Annotated in this window: 14 protein-coding genes; 3 read left to right on the top strand and 11 right to left on the bottom strand. The window is 64.2% G+C overall.

All coding sequences use genetic code 11. The annotated features are described in order from the left end of the window. The first annotated feature begins 160 nt into the window (after positions 1–160). Positions 161–1,624, top strand: coding sequence for a calcium-binding protein (locus PVW46_RS24520; protein ID WP_069208351.1), 1,464 nt, complete (start codon positions 161–163; stop codon positions 1,622–1,624). Between the two features lie 6 nt (positions 1,625–1,630). On the opposite strand, the gene PVW46_RS24515 is transcribed toward PVW46_RS24520, so the two are convergent. Then, positions 1,631–3,166: a helicase HerA-like domain-containing protein gene (locus PVW46_RS24515; RefSeq protein ID WP_274578081.1), complete on the bottom strand. Its 1,536-nt coding sequence runs from the start codon at positions 3,164–3,166 to the stop codon at positions 1,631–1,633. A 461-nt stretch (positions 3,167–3,627) separates the two neighbouring features. Between PVW46_RS24515 and PVW46_RS24510 the strand changes: the two genes are divergently transcribed. Beyond that, positions 3,628–4,212, top strand: coding sequence for an invasion associated locus B family protein (locus PVW46_RS24510; RefSeq protein WP_043139026.1), 585 nt, complete (start codon positions 3,628–3,630; stop codon positions 4,210–4,212). 72 nt (positions 4,213–4,284) lie between these two features. Here the strand turns inward: PVW46_RS24510 and PVW46_RS24505 are convergent, their stop codons facing one another. Next, complete coding sequence (locus PVW46_RS24505) at positions 4,285–5,253, bottom strand: DUF808 domain-containing protein (protein WP_069208353.1); 969 nt, start codon at positions 5,251–5,253, stop codon at positions 4,285–4,287. A 40-nt stretch (positions 5,254–5,293) separates the two neighbouring features. Further along, positions 5,294–5,671 (bottom strand): DoxX family protein, encoded by a 378-nt coding sequence (locus PVW46_RS24500; protein ID WP_069208354.1) that lies wholly within the window; start codon positions 5,669–5,671, stop codon positions 5,294–5,296. Positions 5,672–5,850: 179 nt separating this feature from the next. Between PVW46_RS24500 and gap the strand changes: the two genes are divergently transcribed. Beyond that, positions 5,851–6,855: a type I glyceraldehyde-3-phosphate dehydrogenase gene (gap, locus tag PVW46_RS24495; RefSeq protein WP_069208355.1), complete on the top strand. Its 1,005-nt coding sequence runs from the start codon at positions 5,851–5,853 to the stop codon at positions 6,853–6,855. A 105-nt stretch (positions 6,856–6,960) separates the two neighbouring features. On the opposite strand, the gene PVW46_RS24490 is transcribed toward gap, so the two are convergent. The 8 genes from PVW46_RS24490 to PVW46_RS24455 form a co-directional block, all read right to left on the bottom strand. Then, positions 6,961–7,827 carry a leishmanolysin-related zinc metalloendopeptidase gene (locus tag PVW46_RS24490; RefSeq protein ID WP_190285405.1) on the bottom strand — a complete coding sequence of 289 codons (867 nt, stop codon included), beginning with the start codon at positions 7,825–7,827 and terminating at the stop codon, positions 6,961–6,963. 233 nt (positions 7,828–8,060) lie between these two features. Then, on the bottom strand, positions 8,061–8,642 hold the full coding sequence (locus PVW46_RS24485) for a YdeI/OmpD-associated family protein (RefSeq protein WP_069208356.1): 582 nt from the start codon (positions 8,640–8,642) through the stop codon (positions 8,061–8,063). An 8-nt stretch (positions 8,643–8,650) separates the two neighbouring features. Further along, positions 8,651–9,985, bottom strand: coding sequence for a sigma-54-dependent transcriptional regulator (locus tag PVW46_RS24480; RefSeq protein WP_043139039.1), 1,335 nt, complete (start codon positions 9,983–9,985; stop codon positions 8,651–8,653). 7 nt (positions 9,986–9,992) lie between these two features. Further along, positions 9,993–11,753 carry a sensor histidine kinase gene (locus tag PVW46_RS24475; protein ID WP_274578076.1) on the bottom strand — a complete coding sequence of 587 codons (1,761 nt, stop codon included), beginning with the start codon at positions 11,751–11,753 and terminating at the stop codon, positions 9,993–9,995. A 37-nt stretch (positions 11,754–11,790) separates the two neighbouring features. Beyond that, positions 11,791–12,456, bottom strand: a complete 666-nt coding sequence (purQ, locus tag PVW46_RS24470; protein WP_043139042.1) for a phosphoribosylformylglycinamidine synthase subunit PurQ — start codon at positions 12,454–12,456, stop codon at positions 11,791–11,793. A gap of 28 nt (positions 12,457–12,484) precedes the next feature. Next, on the bottom strand, positions 12,485–13,522 hold the full coding sequence (locus PVW46_RS24465; RefSeq protein ID WP_069208357.1) for a zinc-binding dehydrogenase: 1,038 nt from the start codon (positions 13,520–13,522) through the stop codon (positions 12,485–12,487). Then, positions 13,522–13,752 carry a phosphoribosylformylglycinamidine synthase subunit PurS gene (gene purS / locus PVW46_RS24460; RefSeq protein WP_043139176.1) on the bottom strand — a complete coding sequence of 77 codons (231 nt, stop codon included), beginning with the start codon at positions 13,750–13,752 and terminating at the stop codon, positions 13,522–13,524. Before purS ends, PVW46_RS24465 begins: the two co-directional genes overlap by 1 nt. 114 nt (positions 13,753–13,866) lie before the next feature. Continuing rightward, positions 13,867–14,072 (bottom strand): right-handed parallel beta-helix repeat-containing protein (locus tag PVW46_RS24455; RefSeq protein ID WP_274578074.1); only part of this gene is annotated, 206 nt, incomplete at its 5' end.

The following is a 14,072-nucleotide window of genomic DNA, read 5'->3' as shown; positions in this document are numbered from 1 at the left end:
CGGGCTGACAGCGGATGATTTCGTGCTCTAGGGCCCCTGCCCCCGGCTTATGAAGTCCAACCACCGGATAAAAGCGACGACGGCTTGACCTGAAACAAGCCGTCCGCCCAAGCGGTTTGCTAGGCTGGCCCCGTCGGTCGCGATCTCCAGGAGTGTTCACATGGCAACGATCTTTCAAACCGGGAATGTCACCTCCACGGTCACCGTCTCCAATGGGGACCGCTACGTGGTGTCCGGATCGCAGTTCATCGCTGTGTCCGGCGGGGATGGCGTTGTCCTGGCCGATGCGCCGACTGCACCGCAACTGGTCAACATGGGGTCCATCTCGGCCGACCAGACAGGTGTCGTGGTTCAGGCCCCCCAGGCTGTCATCACCAACTATGGAACGATGACCAGTTTCGCCCCCTACAACAACACGGTCATTCAGATGACCCAGACCCAGAACAGCCTGGTCCAGATCAACAACCACGGCACGATAAGCCTGGGCGGCAGCAGCGGCTACCTGCTCCAGATGCCGTACGACTACCGGGTTGAGGTGCGGCTGCTCAATACGGGGACGCTGGATGCGGAACGGGGCAGCATTCTCGTCGGGTCCTTTGGCAGCGATGACAACACGTTCATCAATTCCGGCACGGTCCACGCCGCCCTCCTGGTGATGTCCGGCTGGGGGAACTCGACGCTTGTGAACACCGGAGACATGGTTGTCAGGTGGCTGGACGTGCAGGCGCAAAGCGCCTTTCTGTTCGTCAATCACGGCACCCTGACGGACACCGACGGAGATGTCTATATCACCACCAGCCGCTATGAGCCGGACCAGATCGCCAACTCCGGCACGATCTTCGGGAGCATCGACCTCCTGGGGGGCGACGACCGGGTCGAGAACATCGGAAACGGAATCATACACGGCGCCGTCTACGGCAAGTCCGGCAGCGATACGCTGGTCGGCGGAGCGTTCCGCGACGAATTCTACGGCGGCACCGAAAACGATGTCCTGGTCGGACGCGGGGGTGACGACGTCCTGAACGGCGAAGGCGGCGACGACATGATCCTGGCCGGCGACGGCGACGACAGTGCCACCGGCGACATCGGCGCCGACACGATCAACGGCGGCGCGGGCAACGATACGCTGCTGGGCGGCGCGCGGGAGGACGTCCTGGTGGGACAGGATGGCGCGGACTTGCTGGACGGCGGGACCGAGAACGACACGCTGGACGGAGGGTCCGGCAATGACACCTTGCTGGGGGGCGGTGCCAATGACGTTCTGCGCGGCCAGGAAGGGCGGGATGTCTTGCAGGGCGGGAATGGACTGGACTTCCTGAGCGGCGGTCCCGATGCGGATGTCTTTGTCTTTGGCACGACGATCGAGATGGGAATCGGCGCCCTGCGCGACCAGATCCTCGACTTCGAAAAAGGGCTCGACCTGATCGACCTGTCGGCGCTCTATGCCGGAGCGCTGACATTCGTGGGCACCGCGCCTTTTTCGGGTGCGGGCCAGGTCCGGGTGGCCGAACAGCCGACGGGCTCGACCATCGTGCAGATCAACATGGACGCAGACATGCAGCCCGAGGCAGAGCTGCGACTCGCGGACGTGCATGGGCTGGACGCCGGGGACTTCATCCTCTGACCGGGATCACCGCCCCTTGAACAGCCCGCCAAGGACGCCGCGCACGATGCGGCGTCCCGTGGTGCCGGTCAGCTCCTTCATCACCATGTCGCCCATCGCCTGGCCAAAGCTCTTGCCGCGTCGTACCGGGCGCGAGGTCGACCGGCTGACGCGCGTGCCGGAATACCGCCGGGCCGCACGATACTCGCGGGCCTCGGCGTCCTCCTCCTCACGCTCTGCCATTTCGGCGGCTTTGGCGGCGGCCTCTGCACGGGCGCGCAGGATTTCATGGGCGGATTCCCGATCGACCGGCGTGTCGTATTTCCCGGCCATCTCCGACCCGGCCAGAACGGCGCGGCGTTCAGCATCGGTGATCGGGCCCAGTTGCGAGGACGGCGGGCGTATCAAAGTGCGTTGCGCAATCCCCGGCGCACCTTTCGCCTCCAGAAACGATGTTACGGCCTCTCCGACGCCGACCGTGCGGATCGCCTCTTCGATGTCGAAATCCGGGTTCTCGCGGTAGGTCTCGGCGGCCAGCCGCAGCGCCCGCTTGTCACGCGCGGTGAAGGCCCGCAGCGCGTGCTGGACCCGGTTGCCAAGCTGGCCCAGCACATCCTCTGGGATGTCGTCCGGCGACTGGGTGACGAAATAGACGCCAACCCCCTTGGACCGGATCAGGCGCGCAACCTGTTCGACCTTGTCCACCAGCGCCTTGGGCGCGTCGTCGAACAGCAGGTGCGCCTCGTCGAAGAAAAAGACCAGCCGGGGTTTCTCGGGGTCGCCCACCTCTGGCAGTTCCTCGAAGAGTTCGGACAAGAGCCACAGCAGGAAAGTCGCATAAAGGCGCGGTCGCGCCATCAGCTGATCGGCGGCCAGCACGTTGACCGTGCCGCGCCCGTCCGGCGCCACCTGCATCAGGTCGCCCAGTTCCAGCGCCGGTTCGCCGAAGAAAGCCGCGCAACCCTCGTTCTCCAGCACCAGCAGCCGCCGCTGGATCGCCCCGATGGAAGCGACAGAGATATTGCCGTAACGCAGCGACAGGTCCTTGCGGTTCTCCCCCAGCCAGACCAGCATCGACCGCAGGTCATCGAGATCCAGCAGCGCCAGCCCTTCCTCGTCGCTGAGGCGGAAGGCGATGTTCAGGATGCCCTCCTGCGCCTCGCTGAGATCCAGTAGGCGCGACAGCATCAGCGGCCCCATCTCCGTCACGGTCGTGCGCACCGGGTGGCCCTGCGCCCCGAAGAGATCCCAGAACCTGACCGGGAAGGCGTCATAGGCGAAATCGTCGAAGCCCATCCTGGCGCAGCGCTCCATGAAGGCGCCGTGCAGCTTGTGGGTTTCGCTGCCCGCGACCGCCAGGCCCGACAGGTCTCCTTTCACGTCCGCGAGGAAAACCGGCACACCGGCGGCGGAAAACCCCTCGGCCAGGATCTGCAGGGTGACGGTCTTGCCGGTGCCCGTGGCGCCCGCCACCAGGCCGTGCCGGTTGGCATAACCGAGGTCCAGGACCTGCCTGACGCCATAGCCCTCGCCCGCGCCACCCACGAATACCGACTTGTTCATGCTTGATCCCCCAGCTCGCACGGCATGAACATACATCCTTAACCATTTGATGCCAGTGTGTTTCTGGTCCGGGACGACATGTCCTCTCCTGTCCCGGGCAGACTTCCTCCCTGTCAGACTGGCCGCGCCCTAGGGCGCGGCTTTTTTGTTCCTGCAAAAATGCATCTACTGACGCGAAAAGAAGGTGGAAATCACTGTTGACCAAGCGCAAGTCTTCTCGTAGCGTCACGATCAATGACAAAGTCGGCCGGTCCGACAGGGAGTGAAATGGAAAGGGGCCCACGGGCCCCTTTCCTTTTGATTGCAAGTGCCCTGCCCGGGGCTACCCCCGAACGGGCCCTGCCCGGTGCGCGCGGCATTTCGCGCATTGCCGCGGCGGAACGGCGGATTTCTTCCCTGACAGTCGGTCCGGTGCGTGCTAATCGACAAGTCAGGCAAATGACCGGATTTTAGAGGACATCATGAAGAAACCGCTTATCCTACTGTCGTTGATCGCCTCGCTGGGCGCAGGCGCGGGTTATGCCCAATCCGCCGACGGCGGCGATCCGGCGACCCCGCCCGCCGATCCCGGCATCGACACCGGCAAACCGGCCCAGAACGTCCCCTACGTCAAGGAAGTCTACGACGACTGGACGCTGAACTGCATCAAGAACGCCCAAGACGCGGAAGTCTGCCGGATGATCCAGATGCTCGACGACGGAGAAGGCAACGAAATCGCCCAGGTCGTCATCAACCGCGTCGAGAACAGTGGCCAGATCGTTGCGGTCGGGGAAATCACCGTGCCGCTGGAAACGTCGCTGCGCCACCGGCTGCGGATCTCGGTCGATGGCCGCGAATCCAAAGAGTATGACTTCACAGTCTGCACGCGACTGGGCTGTACCGCGCAGGTCGGCTTTACCGAAGAGGTCATCTCGCAGTTCAAGGCCGGCAAGGAGGCCGTGATCAACATCGTCCCCTATTTCTATCGCAATCAGTCGATTCCGCTGGCGACCTCGTTGAAGGGCTTTACCGCCGCCTTCGACGAGACCACGGCGATGCAGCCCTGATCCGACGACTACGGGGAAACGACAAACGGCGCGCCCTCGGGCGCGCCGTTTTTTTGTTTGCCCGGTATTCGTTCAGTGCGCCTTGGCGTCACCTTCCCCAAAGAACCGGCCCCAGATCGGCGCAACCAGCTTGGTGCCGATGGGAATCAGGATCAGCCCGGCCAGGAACCCAATCACGAAGTCGATCCCGGCCGTCACCCCCCATTCCAGCAGCGCATCGCCTTGGCCGATGGAATGCGCGATGTCGTGCACGGTCTGATAAGGCACGCCCCATCCCATTTCCTTCAGTGAATTGGTGAGGATGTGCCCGCCGACCCAGAGCATCGCCGCCGTGCCGATGATCGCCAGCGCCTTCAGCAGCCAGGGCATGAACTTGACGATGGCGCGGCCAAAGCCCCGCGTCGCGCCCAGGCGGCCCCGCTGGCTCAGCCACAGGCCCACGTCGTCCATCTTTACGATGATGGCGACCGCACCGTAGACGGCAAAGGTGATCAGCACAGCAACCACCGCCAGCGTGGCCGCCTGCATGGCAAAATTCGGCGCCTCGATGGCCGAGAGCGAGATCACCATGATCTCTGCCGACAGGATGAAATCGGTCTTGATCGCGCCCTTGACCTTGGCCTCTTCTAGGTGCGTGGGATCGCCCACGTCATGACTGCCGTCAGGCCCGCCGGAATGGTCGTCGTGGGGCATCAACACATGCACGATCTTCTCGGCCCCCTCGAAACACAGGTAGCAACCGCCCAGGATCAGCAAGGGCCAGACAAGCCAGGGCGCAAAGGCCGCCATCAACAGCGCCGCCGGCATCAGGAACACCAGCTTGTTGACCAGGGACCCCCGCGCGATCCGCCAGATGATCGGCAATTCGCGCGCCGGTTCGAACCCCTGCACGTATTTCGGTGTCACCGCCGCGTCGTCGATGATGACGCCCGCGGTCTTGGACCCGGCTTTCATCGCCGCCGCGCCGATATCGTCGACCGAGGCCGCCGCCACCTTGGCGATCGCCGAAACGTCATCGAGAAGTGCCAAAAGTCCGCTCATACCGCGCCCCCACTCAACCTGTTTATCGCGAACCTACCCCCTAGGGCGCAAACCGCAAGCGCCACGCCCCGCCACCCTGCCCGGCCAGCACCAGGCAGCCGCCCGCAATGGCCCAGTTCTTGACGAAGATGCTCATCTGCCAGGGGTCCTCCGGGATCAGGTGAAAGAAGGACGTCACCATGCAATACAGCGCCAGGGAAAGGGCCACGGGCCGCAGGGCAATCCCCAGGATCAGTGCCACCGCCGCCCCGAGGTTGTAAACCATCGCGACCCAGACCAGACCAAAGGGCAGCCCCCAATTCACCAGCATCTCTCCCGCCGGGGCCGAATCGATGGCCTTTTGCACCGCCCCCGCAAGGAAAAGCGCCGCGATCAGCACGCGTCCGGCAAGGCTGGCAAGGTTGTTCCATCTCTGCACGGCGGATATCCCCTGTTGTTCCCGCCCAGGTTACCGCAAACGAGATCGGAGGGTTAGCGCCACCACGCGAATCCTTGCCACGTTTACCGCTAACATGCTGTTCCTCAACGGTTAATGGACTTTGCAGATGCAGAAGGCCTCCGTATACGGAAGCCGACAGGAATTTTCAGGAGGCGAGCATGACCGTCACGATCGGGATCAACGGATTTGGCCGCATTGGCCGCTGCACTCTGGCACATATCGCGGAGTCCGCACGCAACGACGTCCAGGTCGTCAAGATCAACGCCCCCGGGCCGATCGAGACACATGCCCACCTGCTGCGCTACGACAGCATCCACGGCCGCTTTCCCGGCGACGTGACGGTCAAGGACCAGGCGCTGGACCTGGGCCGCGGCCCCATCGACGTGATGTCCTCCTACGAGATGGGCGACCTCGACTGGAGCGGCTGCGACGTCGTGCTCGAATGCACCGGCAAATTCAACGACGGCACGAAGGCCAACGCCCACCTCGACCGTGGCGCGAAATCGGTTCTGATCTCGGCGCCGGCCAAGAACGTGCAGCGCACGGTCGTCTACGGCGTAAACCATCGTGACCTCGTCAAGGGCGAGACCATGATCTCGAACGGGTCCTGCACCACCAACTGCCTCGCTCCGCTGGCCAAGGTGCTGGACGAGGGCATCGGCATCGAATCCGGCATCATGACGACGATCCACAGCTACACCGGCGACCAGCCGACACTGGACCGCCGCCACGCCGACCTCTACCGCGCCCGCGCCGCGGCAATGGCGATGATCCCGACCTCGACCGGCGCCGCCAAAGCCCTGGGCGAGGTGCTGCCGAACCTCAAGGGCAAGCTCGACGGGTCCGCCGTCCGGGTGCCGACGCCCAATGTCTCGGCCGTCGACCTGACCTTCTATGCCTCGCGCGACGTGACCGTCGAAGACGTCAACGAGGTGGTGGCAGAGGCCGCCGCAGGCCGCATGGGTGCCGTGCTGTCCTACGATCCGGAACAGAAGGTTTCGATCGACTTCAACCACACCACGCATTCGTCGATCTTCGCCCCCGACCAGACCAAAGTCGTCGGCAAGCGCATGGTGCGTGTGCTGGCCTGGTACGACAACGAATGGGGCTTCTCCGCGCGCATGGCCGACGTCGCCGCCGCGATGGGCCGCCTGCTACACTGAGACCGGGCACCGCGCTCGGCCTGAAAAAGCCCCCGGAAAGCATCGGCTTTCCGGGGGTTTTCATGTGCAGGTCATGCAGTTCATCAGCGCAGGACCGACAGCCGTTCAGGCAAACAATCCGTCGGTGAATATGGTCGTGTCGATCAGGTCGGTGGCTCCGGTCGGATCGCTGGCGTCCCAGATCGTCTCGTATCCCATATCCTCCAACGCGGCGACAGAGGTGTTGGACAGGTAGTTGGTGCCATCGATATAGCCCGTCATGATCTCATTCTCGAAGGCAAAACCATCGGCGCCGTCCTCGTTCCAGTGACCGCCCGCCGTGCCCGGCCCTCCTTCCGTCTCGATGGACAGAAGCGCGGAGGCACTGAACTCCAGGTCGAATGTCAGGTTGGCGTTGACCCCGTTGAAAGTCTGGCTGCCGTCCTGTCCGACATCGACCAGCCCCATCAGCTCCCACATGGTGCCGAATCCGATGACATGCATCATCTCGTGAAAGACGATGTCATTGAACAGACCCTGCGCATCGTAGTTTGCAGCGTCGGCGATATCGAATTCCATGATACCCATCGCGGGTAGGTAGGTCGCTGTACGGATGACGGTCGGTCCGGCCTGTCCCAGCGTCAAGCCCGGACCGTCGATATCGGTCAGCGTCGCTTCGATCACGATATCGTCGATCGTTTCGCCGCGGTAACGAACGTCCGTAATATCGCCTGTGATGATGTCCGAGATCAGTTCCGCAGCATCGATAAAGGCCTGTTGCAGCGCCTCCGTCCATGTTCCGCTGAAATAGATGGTGACATTAAAGCCCGTCCCGTCCTGAGAGCCGGAGGTGTAGCTGCCAAGGAGCGTGCCTCCGTCACCGCCATCCCCACCGTCTCCAGGCTTGTCGGGTTTCCCCCCGCCACCTCCGCCTCCGCCTCCGTTGCCACCCTTGGCAGCACCAAGGGCATCAAGAAATGTCAGGCCATTCATGCCGATCACTTCAACGGATCGACCGAAGTCGAAGGTGTCAGAGTCAAGGAAACGGCCCAGAGGGGTCGATTGATTGGAAGACATATGATGTTCCCGTTTGCCAGTTCGGTTACGGGCTAACCGGGGCCCAGACGCACCACACTCGTAAAAGTAGAGTAACGGCTATTTGAACAGGCTGCGAGACCCAATATGGAAACCGACTGTTCACTGGCGGCCTCGCATCCGCCTGCGCGTCACCTGTCGTGCATTCCCTTGCCGGCAAGGATCCGCTCTCGATGCTTCTCGATCCGGGCCGCGCGGGTGCGGGACTGTTTGGCATCCGAGAAGTGCAGGACATAGCCGCGCCGCCGTCCCGGTGTCAGCGCCTCGAAAGCCGCGCGAAACGCCTCGTCTTCCTCCAGGCGCTCGGTCAATTCCTCGGGATAGTCGAGGTCATCCTTGGCAAAATCGACCTTGGCGCCGCTTTTCTCCACGGCGATGGCCCGCGCGACATAGTCGCGGACCTGATCGGCGCGGTCGGCAACCTCCTCTGGTGTCTGGAACCGCAGGTACTTCGACGCCCGGGATCGCGGACCGGTCAGGATCAACGCACCTTCCGGATCCGAGATCAAAGTGCCCTTGAAAAAGGCCAGCCGGCAGCCATCGGAATAGCCGCCCAGGATCGCCACGTTGGACCCGCCAAAGGTATAACAGGCCGCGCCCCATTTCAGGGTCTCGCCCAGTTCTGTCCCGGCAAGCACGGCGCGGAGCGCGGACAGAACCTCGCCCCAGGTCGCGTCGGCAAAAAAGCTGTCGAGATCCGGGGCGCGGTCCATCGCGGGCCTCAGAGATAGTCGGCGCGGGCCAGTCCGTACTTGGCCATCTTCTCGTTCAGGGTCCGGCGCGGCAGGCACAATTCGTCCATCACCGCCGAAATCGACCCCTTGTGACGCCGCATGGTATTGTCGATCAGCATCCTTTCGAAGGCCTCGACATATTCTTTGAGCGGCTTGCCCTCGGTCGTCATGACCGGCTGCATGTCGTCATGGTCGCTCATCAAGAGAGAGGCAATGGTCCCCTGCCCCCGCCGCGATTGCAGCACCGCGCGTTCTGCCAGGTTGATCAGCTGGCGCACATTGCCCGGCCAGGGCGCCTGCAACAGCTGGGCGGCCTCCTGTGCCGACACCTTGGGGGCGTCGCACCCGTATTCCTCTGCATAGCTTTCGGACAGCCGGGTGAAGAGCGTCAGGATATCTTCGCCCCGCGCGCGCAGCGGTGGCACGGTGATCTTGAGCGCTGCCAGCCGGTAATAGAGGTCCGCACGCAGCGCCTGCTCGCAGGTGCGCCCCTCTTCCTGCAGGTTGGAAATGGCAACGATGCGCGTTTCGGGCGGTGTACCCTCGTCGTTGATCGCGTTCAGCAGGCGCGCCTGGGCCGCGTCCGACAGGACCTCGATGTCTTCCAGCACCAGCGTACCGCCGCGCGCCTCTTCCATGGCAGGCAGGCGTGTATCCTCGGGCTGCATCGGGCCGAACAGGCGCCGGGTCAGGGCGTCCTCGTCCATTGCGGCACAGCGCACCAGGGTGAATTTCTTGCCAGCGCGGGCGCCGACCGCGTGCAGCGCATGGGCCACCAGCGTCTTGCCGGTGCCGGTCTCGCCTTCGATCAGGACGTGGCCGTCTGCCTGGCCCAGGTCCAGGATGTCTTCGCGCAGGCGTTCCATCGCGGGGCTGGCGCCGATCAGCTTGGACATGATCTGGCTGCCGTCTGCCAGTTCCCGGCGCAGCGCGCGCGTGTCCAGCGTCAGGCGGCGGGCATTGGTGGCCTTTTTCGCCAGTTCCGACATGCGGTCCGGGTTGAACGGCTTTTCTAGAAAATCGAAGGCCCCGATGCGCATCGCCTCGACCGCCATCGGCACGTCGCCGTGACCGGTGATCATGATGACCGGCAGCGCGCTGTCCGTGCCCATCAACTTCTTGAGGAACTGGATCCCGTCCATGCCCGGCATCTTGATGTCGGAAATCACGATGCCCGGAAAATCCGCGTTGAGCCGCCCCAGCGCCTCTTCGGCACTGGCAAAGGTTTCGGTGTCGTAACCGGACAAGGCCAGCCATTGGCTGATCGACTGGCGCATGTCCTGTTCGTCATCCACGATGGCGATTTTCATTGCGTTGGCCATTGGCAGTTTACTCCGCTGCTTCTGTGGATTCGTTCAAGACGGGCAGTTGCATCTCGAAGACGGCACCGCCGTCCTCTCCGTTGCGGGCGGTCAGACGCCCGCCCAGTTCGGACACGATGCCCGAGGAAATCGCCAGACCGAGGCCCACGCCATCGCCCGGCTGCTTGGTTGTATAGAAGGGCTCGAAGAGCGCATCGAGGTCCTCGATCCCGGTTCCGTTGTCGCGCACGGTCAGTGTCGCGGTTTCGCCCGCAGCCAGGATGATGTCCACCTGCGGGTCATCAACGGACTTGGTGGCGTCCAGCGCGTTCCGCAAGAGGTTGACCAGAACCTGCTCGATCCGCATCCGGTCCCCCATGACGCGCACGGGCGCTTCCGGCAGGATCTTGGTGATCTTCACGCGGCGCGATTTCAGTTGCGGTTCCATCATCGCCAGCGACGAGGCCAGCGCCTCTCCCATGTCGACGGGGCTGAGCTGTTCCTGGCCTTTCCGCGCAAAACTCTTGAGCTGGCGGGTGATCGCCCCCATGCGTTCGATCAGGTCGTCGATACGGTGAAAGGCGCTCAACGCCTCGTCCGGGCGGTTGCGGCGCAGCAGAAGGCGCGCGCCGGCCAGGTAGGTCTTCATCGCGGCCAGCGGCTGGTTCAACTCGTGGCTGACGGCAGCGGACATTTCGCCCAGGGCCGCCAGTTTCGAGGACTGGGCCAGAGATTGCTCCGCAACGGCAAGGTTTTTCTGTACCCGCTCACGTTCGGCGATTTCCCGGCTGAGGCGGGCGTTCAGGGCGCGCAGTTCGGTGGCGTCGCGCTGGAACAGTGCCATCCGGATCGCGGTCTTGCGCGACAGCGCATAAAAGACCAGGGCAGCCAACAGAGCGAACCCCATGATTTCCAGAGCCAAAACGGCGTTCACCCGCTCGCGCACGCTGGCATAGGTGGTAAAGGTCACAAGCGTCCAGCCCCGGAACGGAATGCGCCCGTCGATCCGCATCACCGCCTCGCCGCGCAGGTAGGCGTCGGCCTGCTGCGCGGTCCAGTCGGCGGTGGCCCGGATGGCGCGTTCGATCGCGCCCTCGGCGGGCTGGCGCTGCAATGCATCCGTCGGCGTCAGCCCGCGCCAGCGCGGTTCCGTCGCAAGGATGATCAGCCCCTCGGAGTTGGTCACCATGACGGCATCGGTGATCCCGGCCCAGGCACGCTCGAACTTGGCCAGGTCGACCTCGACCATGATGACACCGACCGTCTCACCGCCGCTTTCCATGCGCCGGGCGTAGGTAAAGCTGAAGTTGCCCGTCTCTTGCGGGAGCGCGGTAAAGACCGTGGTGTTCGAGCGCAGAGCATCGACGAAATAGGCCGCCTCGCGGTGCGACTCGGCCAAGCGGTTGCGGTCTGTCGCGGCCACGGTGCGCCCGTCGCGGTCCAGCAGCATCAACGAGGCGGCGCCGATCTCGTCCACGAAGGAAATCAACCGCTGCGAGCTTTGCCGGTAATCCTGCGCGTTCAGCGCGGCGATCAGTGCCGGGTCACGGGCCAGGAGTTGCGGCACGATGGCATTGCGGCGCAGTTCCGAAATCAGGTTGCCGGAATAGAGCGCAAGGCGCAGTTCGGCCCGGTTGCGCACGGACTCGGTAAAGCGGTCGGTCAGCAGCCAGTTCGTGACCCAGACCGTTCCCACGGCCTCCAGCAACAGCAGGACAAGCGCAATGCGCGCACGGCCCGAGAACGGGCCGGCGCGACGCAGTCCGGTTCTGGTGCCATTCGATGCCATGCCGCCCAGAATAGGCTGCGCGGGCCGCACCCTCAAGTCAGGCGGCGGTCAGGGCCCCTGCCAGATGGGCGAAAAGGCGCGCACCATCCTCGTTGCCATGCGCCGCGTCGCTTGCGCGTTCGGGGTGCGGCATCATGCCCAGCACCCGCCGGTTGGCCGACAGCACACCCGCGATATCCCGCGCCGACCCGTTCGGGTTGTCGGTATACCGAAAGGCAACGCGGTCATCCGCTTCCAGCATGTCAAGCGTCGCCTCGTCGGCGAAATAGTTGCCGTCATGATGCGCGATGGGCAGCGCGATCTCGGTGCCACGGCCATAGCCCTCGGTAAAGATGCTGGCACCCTCCGCGCGCAGGCCGACGGTGCGGCAGATGTATTTCAGGCCCGCATTGCGCAGAAGCGCCCCCGGCAGCAGGCCGGTTTCCGTCAGCACCTGGAAGCCATTGCAGATCCCAAGAGCGTATCCGCCCCGGTCCGCGTGAGCCTTGACCGCGTTCACGATGGGCGCATTGGCCGCGATGGCCCCGCAGCGCAGGTAATCACCAAAGGAGAACCCGCCGGGGATGCCAACCAGGTCGATACCCGCGGGCAGTTCGGTGTCCTTGTGCCAGACCATCTGCACCTGCAGGCCCGCCTTCTCGAAGGCAACGGCAAGATCACGGTCGCAGTTGGACCCGGGGAAGACGATGACGGCAGCTTTCATCAGCACGCTCCTTGTCAGGCGGTGAGTGTCAGGCGGTGAAATCGGTGACGACGGCCACGCCCGGCGGCGTCGGCCCGTTGAAGGCGGCAAGTTCGTCCGAGACCTGGCCCAGGCCGATCTCGCGTCCGATCATCGGCGCCATGTCGACCGCACCGGACTGGATCAGGCTGAACAGTTGTTCGTAACGCCAGGGCGGCATTCCGCGCGACCCGTAAACGGCGAGATTCTTCATGAAGATGCCGTTCATGTCGATCTCCATCGTCGCCGTATGGCCGATGGGCATTCCGACTTGAACATGGCGCCCCAGGGGTCGCAGGCACTTGATCGAGGCATTGGTCGTGGCCGCGATGCCTACCGCCTCGATCGAGACATGGGCGCCGCCGCCGGTCAGTTCCTTGATGGCCCGGTGCGCCTTGCCGTCAGAGGCATCGACAACCGCGTCAGCCCCATGTGCCAGCGCGTGGTCCAGCTTTTCGCGCACCACGTCCACGGCGATCACCCGCGCGCCCATCGCCTTGCCGATCAGCAAAGCCGCCAGCCCGATGCCCCCGGTTCCGTGAACCGCCAGCCATTCGCCCGGCTGCAGCGCCGCGCGGTCGGTCAGCGCGTGCCACGACGTCATCACCCGACAGCCCAGCCCGGCGGCGGTGCGCGGCGTCATGAACTCGGGCAGGCGCGACAGGTTGAAATCGCGCGGCACGGCGACGTATTCGGCAAAGGCCCCGTCAGAACCGATGCCCGGATAAACCATGTCGTTGCATGTATGCTGCGCCCCGGCCCGGCAATCGTTGCAGGTCCCGCACCCCAGGAGGAATGGCGCGACAAGGACGTCGCCCACCGCGAATTGCGCGCGCGGGCCGGCCTCGACCACTTCACCGCAGAATTCATGCCCGCCGATGGCGCCCGGTTTCACGCGCGGGTGCTCGCCCATCCAGCCATGCCAGTCCGAGCGGCAGACACCGCAGGCCAGGACCTTGAGCACGACGCCGTCCTCCGGACAGGAGGGATCGGGTCGGGTCTCGATACTCAGCGGCGCCTGGTACTCGCTCAGGACGGCCGCGCGCATCACAGGACCTCGATGCGGTAGCTTTCGATCACGGTATTGGCGAGCAGCTTTTCGCACATCTCACCCACGGTCGCTTCGGAGGTGCCATCGGCGAGATCCATCTCGATCACCTTGCCCTGGCGCACCGATCCGACCCCGTCAAAGCCGAGGGCGCCAAGCGCATGGCGCACCGCCTCACCCTGCGGATCCAGAACACCGTCCTTGAGCATCACATGCACGCGCACTTTCATGATCATCCCCTTGCTTGTCTTGTTGGGCAGGAACCGCATCACGCGCGGGAATGCAAGGGCAAAGAAAAACGCCGCCCCCGAAGGGGCGGCGCCGTGACAGTCCGTGAGGACCGCTTATTCCTTGTTGCCGCGGCGGATGACGTTGCCCGCGTCCGCCTCGATCCGGAAGGCCCCGGCGGTGTTGCCGGTCAGATCGTTGTTCTCGTAGGTGCCGCCACCGCCTTCGCGGACGCGGATCGCCTCGTAGACATTGCCGAAGATCTTGTTGCCACGCACCAGCGGGGTCGACTTGCCCTTGACGGACACACCGTAGAAGCCGT

The sequence above is a fragment of the Mameliella sp. AT18 genome, from assembly GCF_028807275.1.
In the GTDB taxonomy this organism is placed as follows: domain Bacteria; phylum Pseudomonadota; class Alphaproteobacteria; order Rhodobacterales; family Rhodobacteraceae; genus Antarctobacter; species Antarctobacter albus.
Note: the sequence above shows the minus strand (reverse complement) of the source record. Positions and strands in the feature narration are given on the sequence as shown.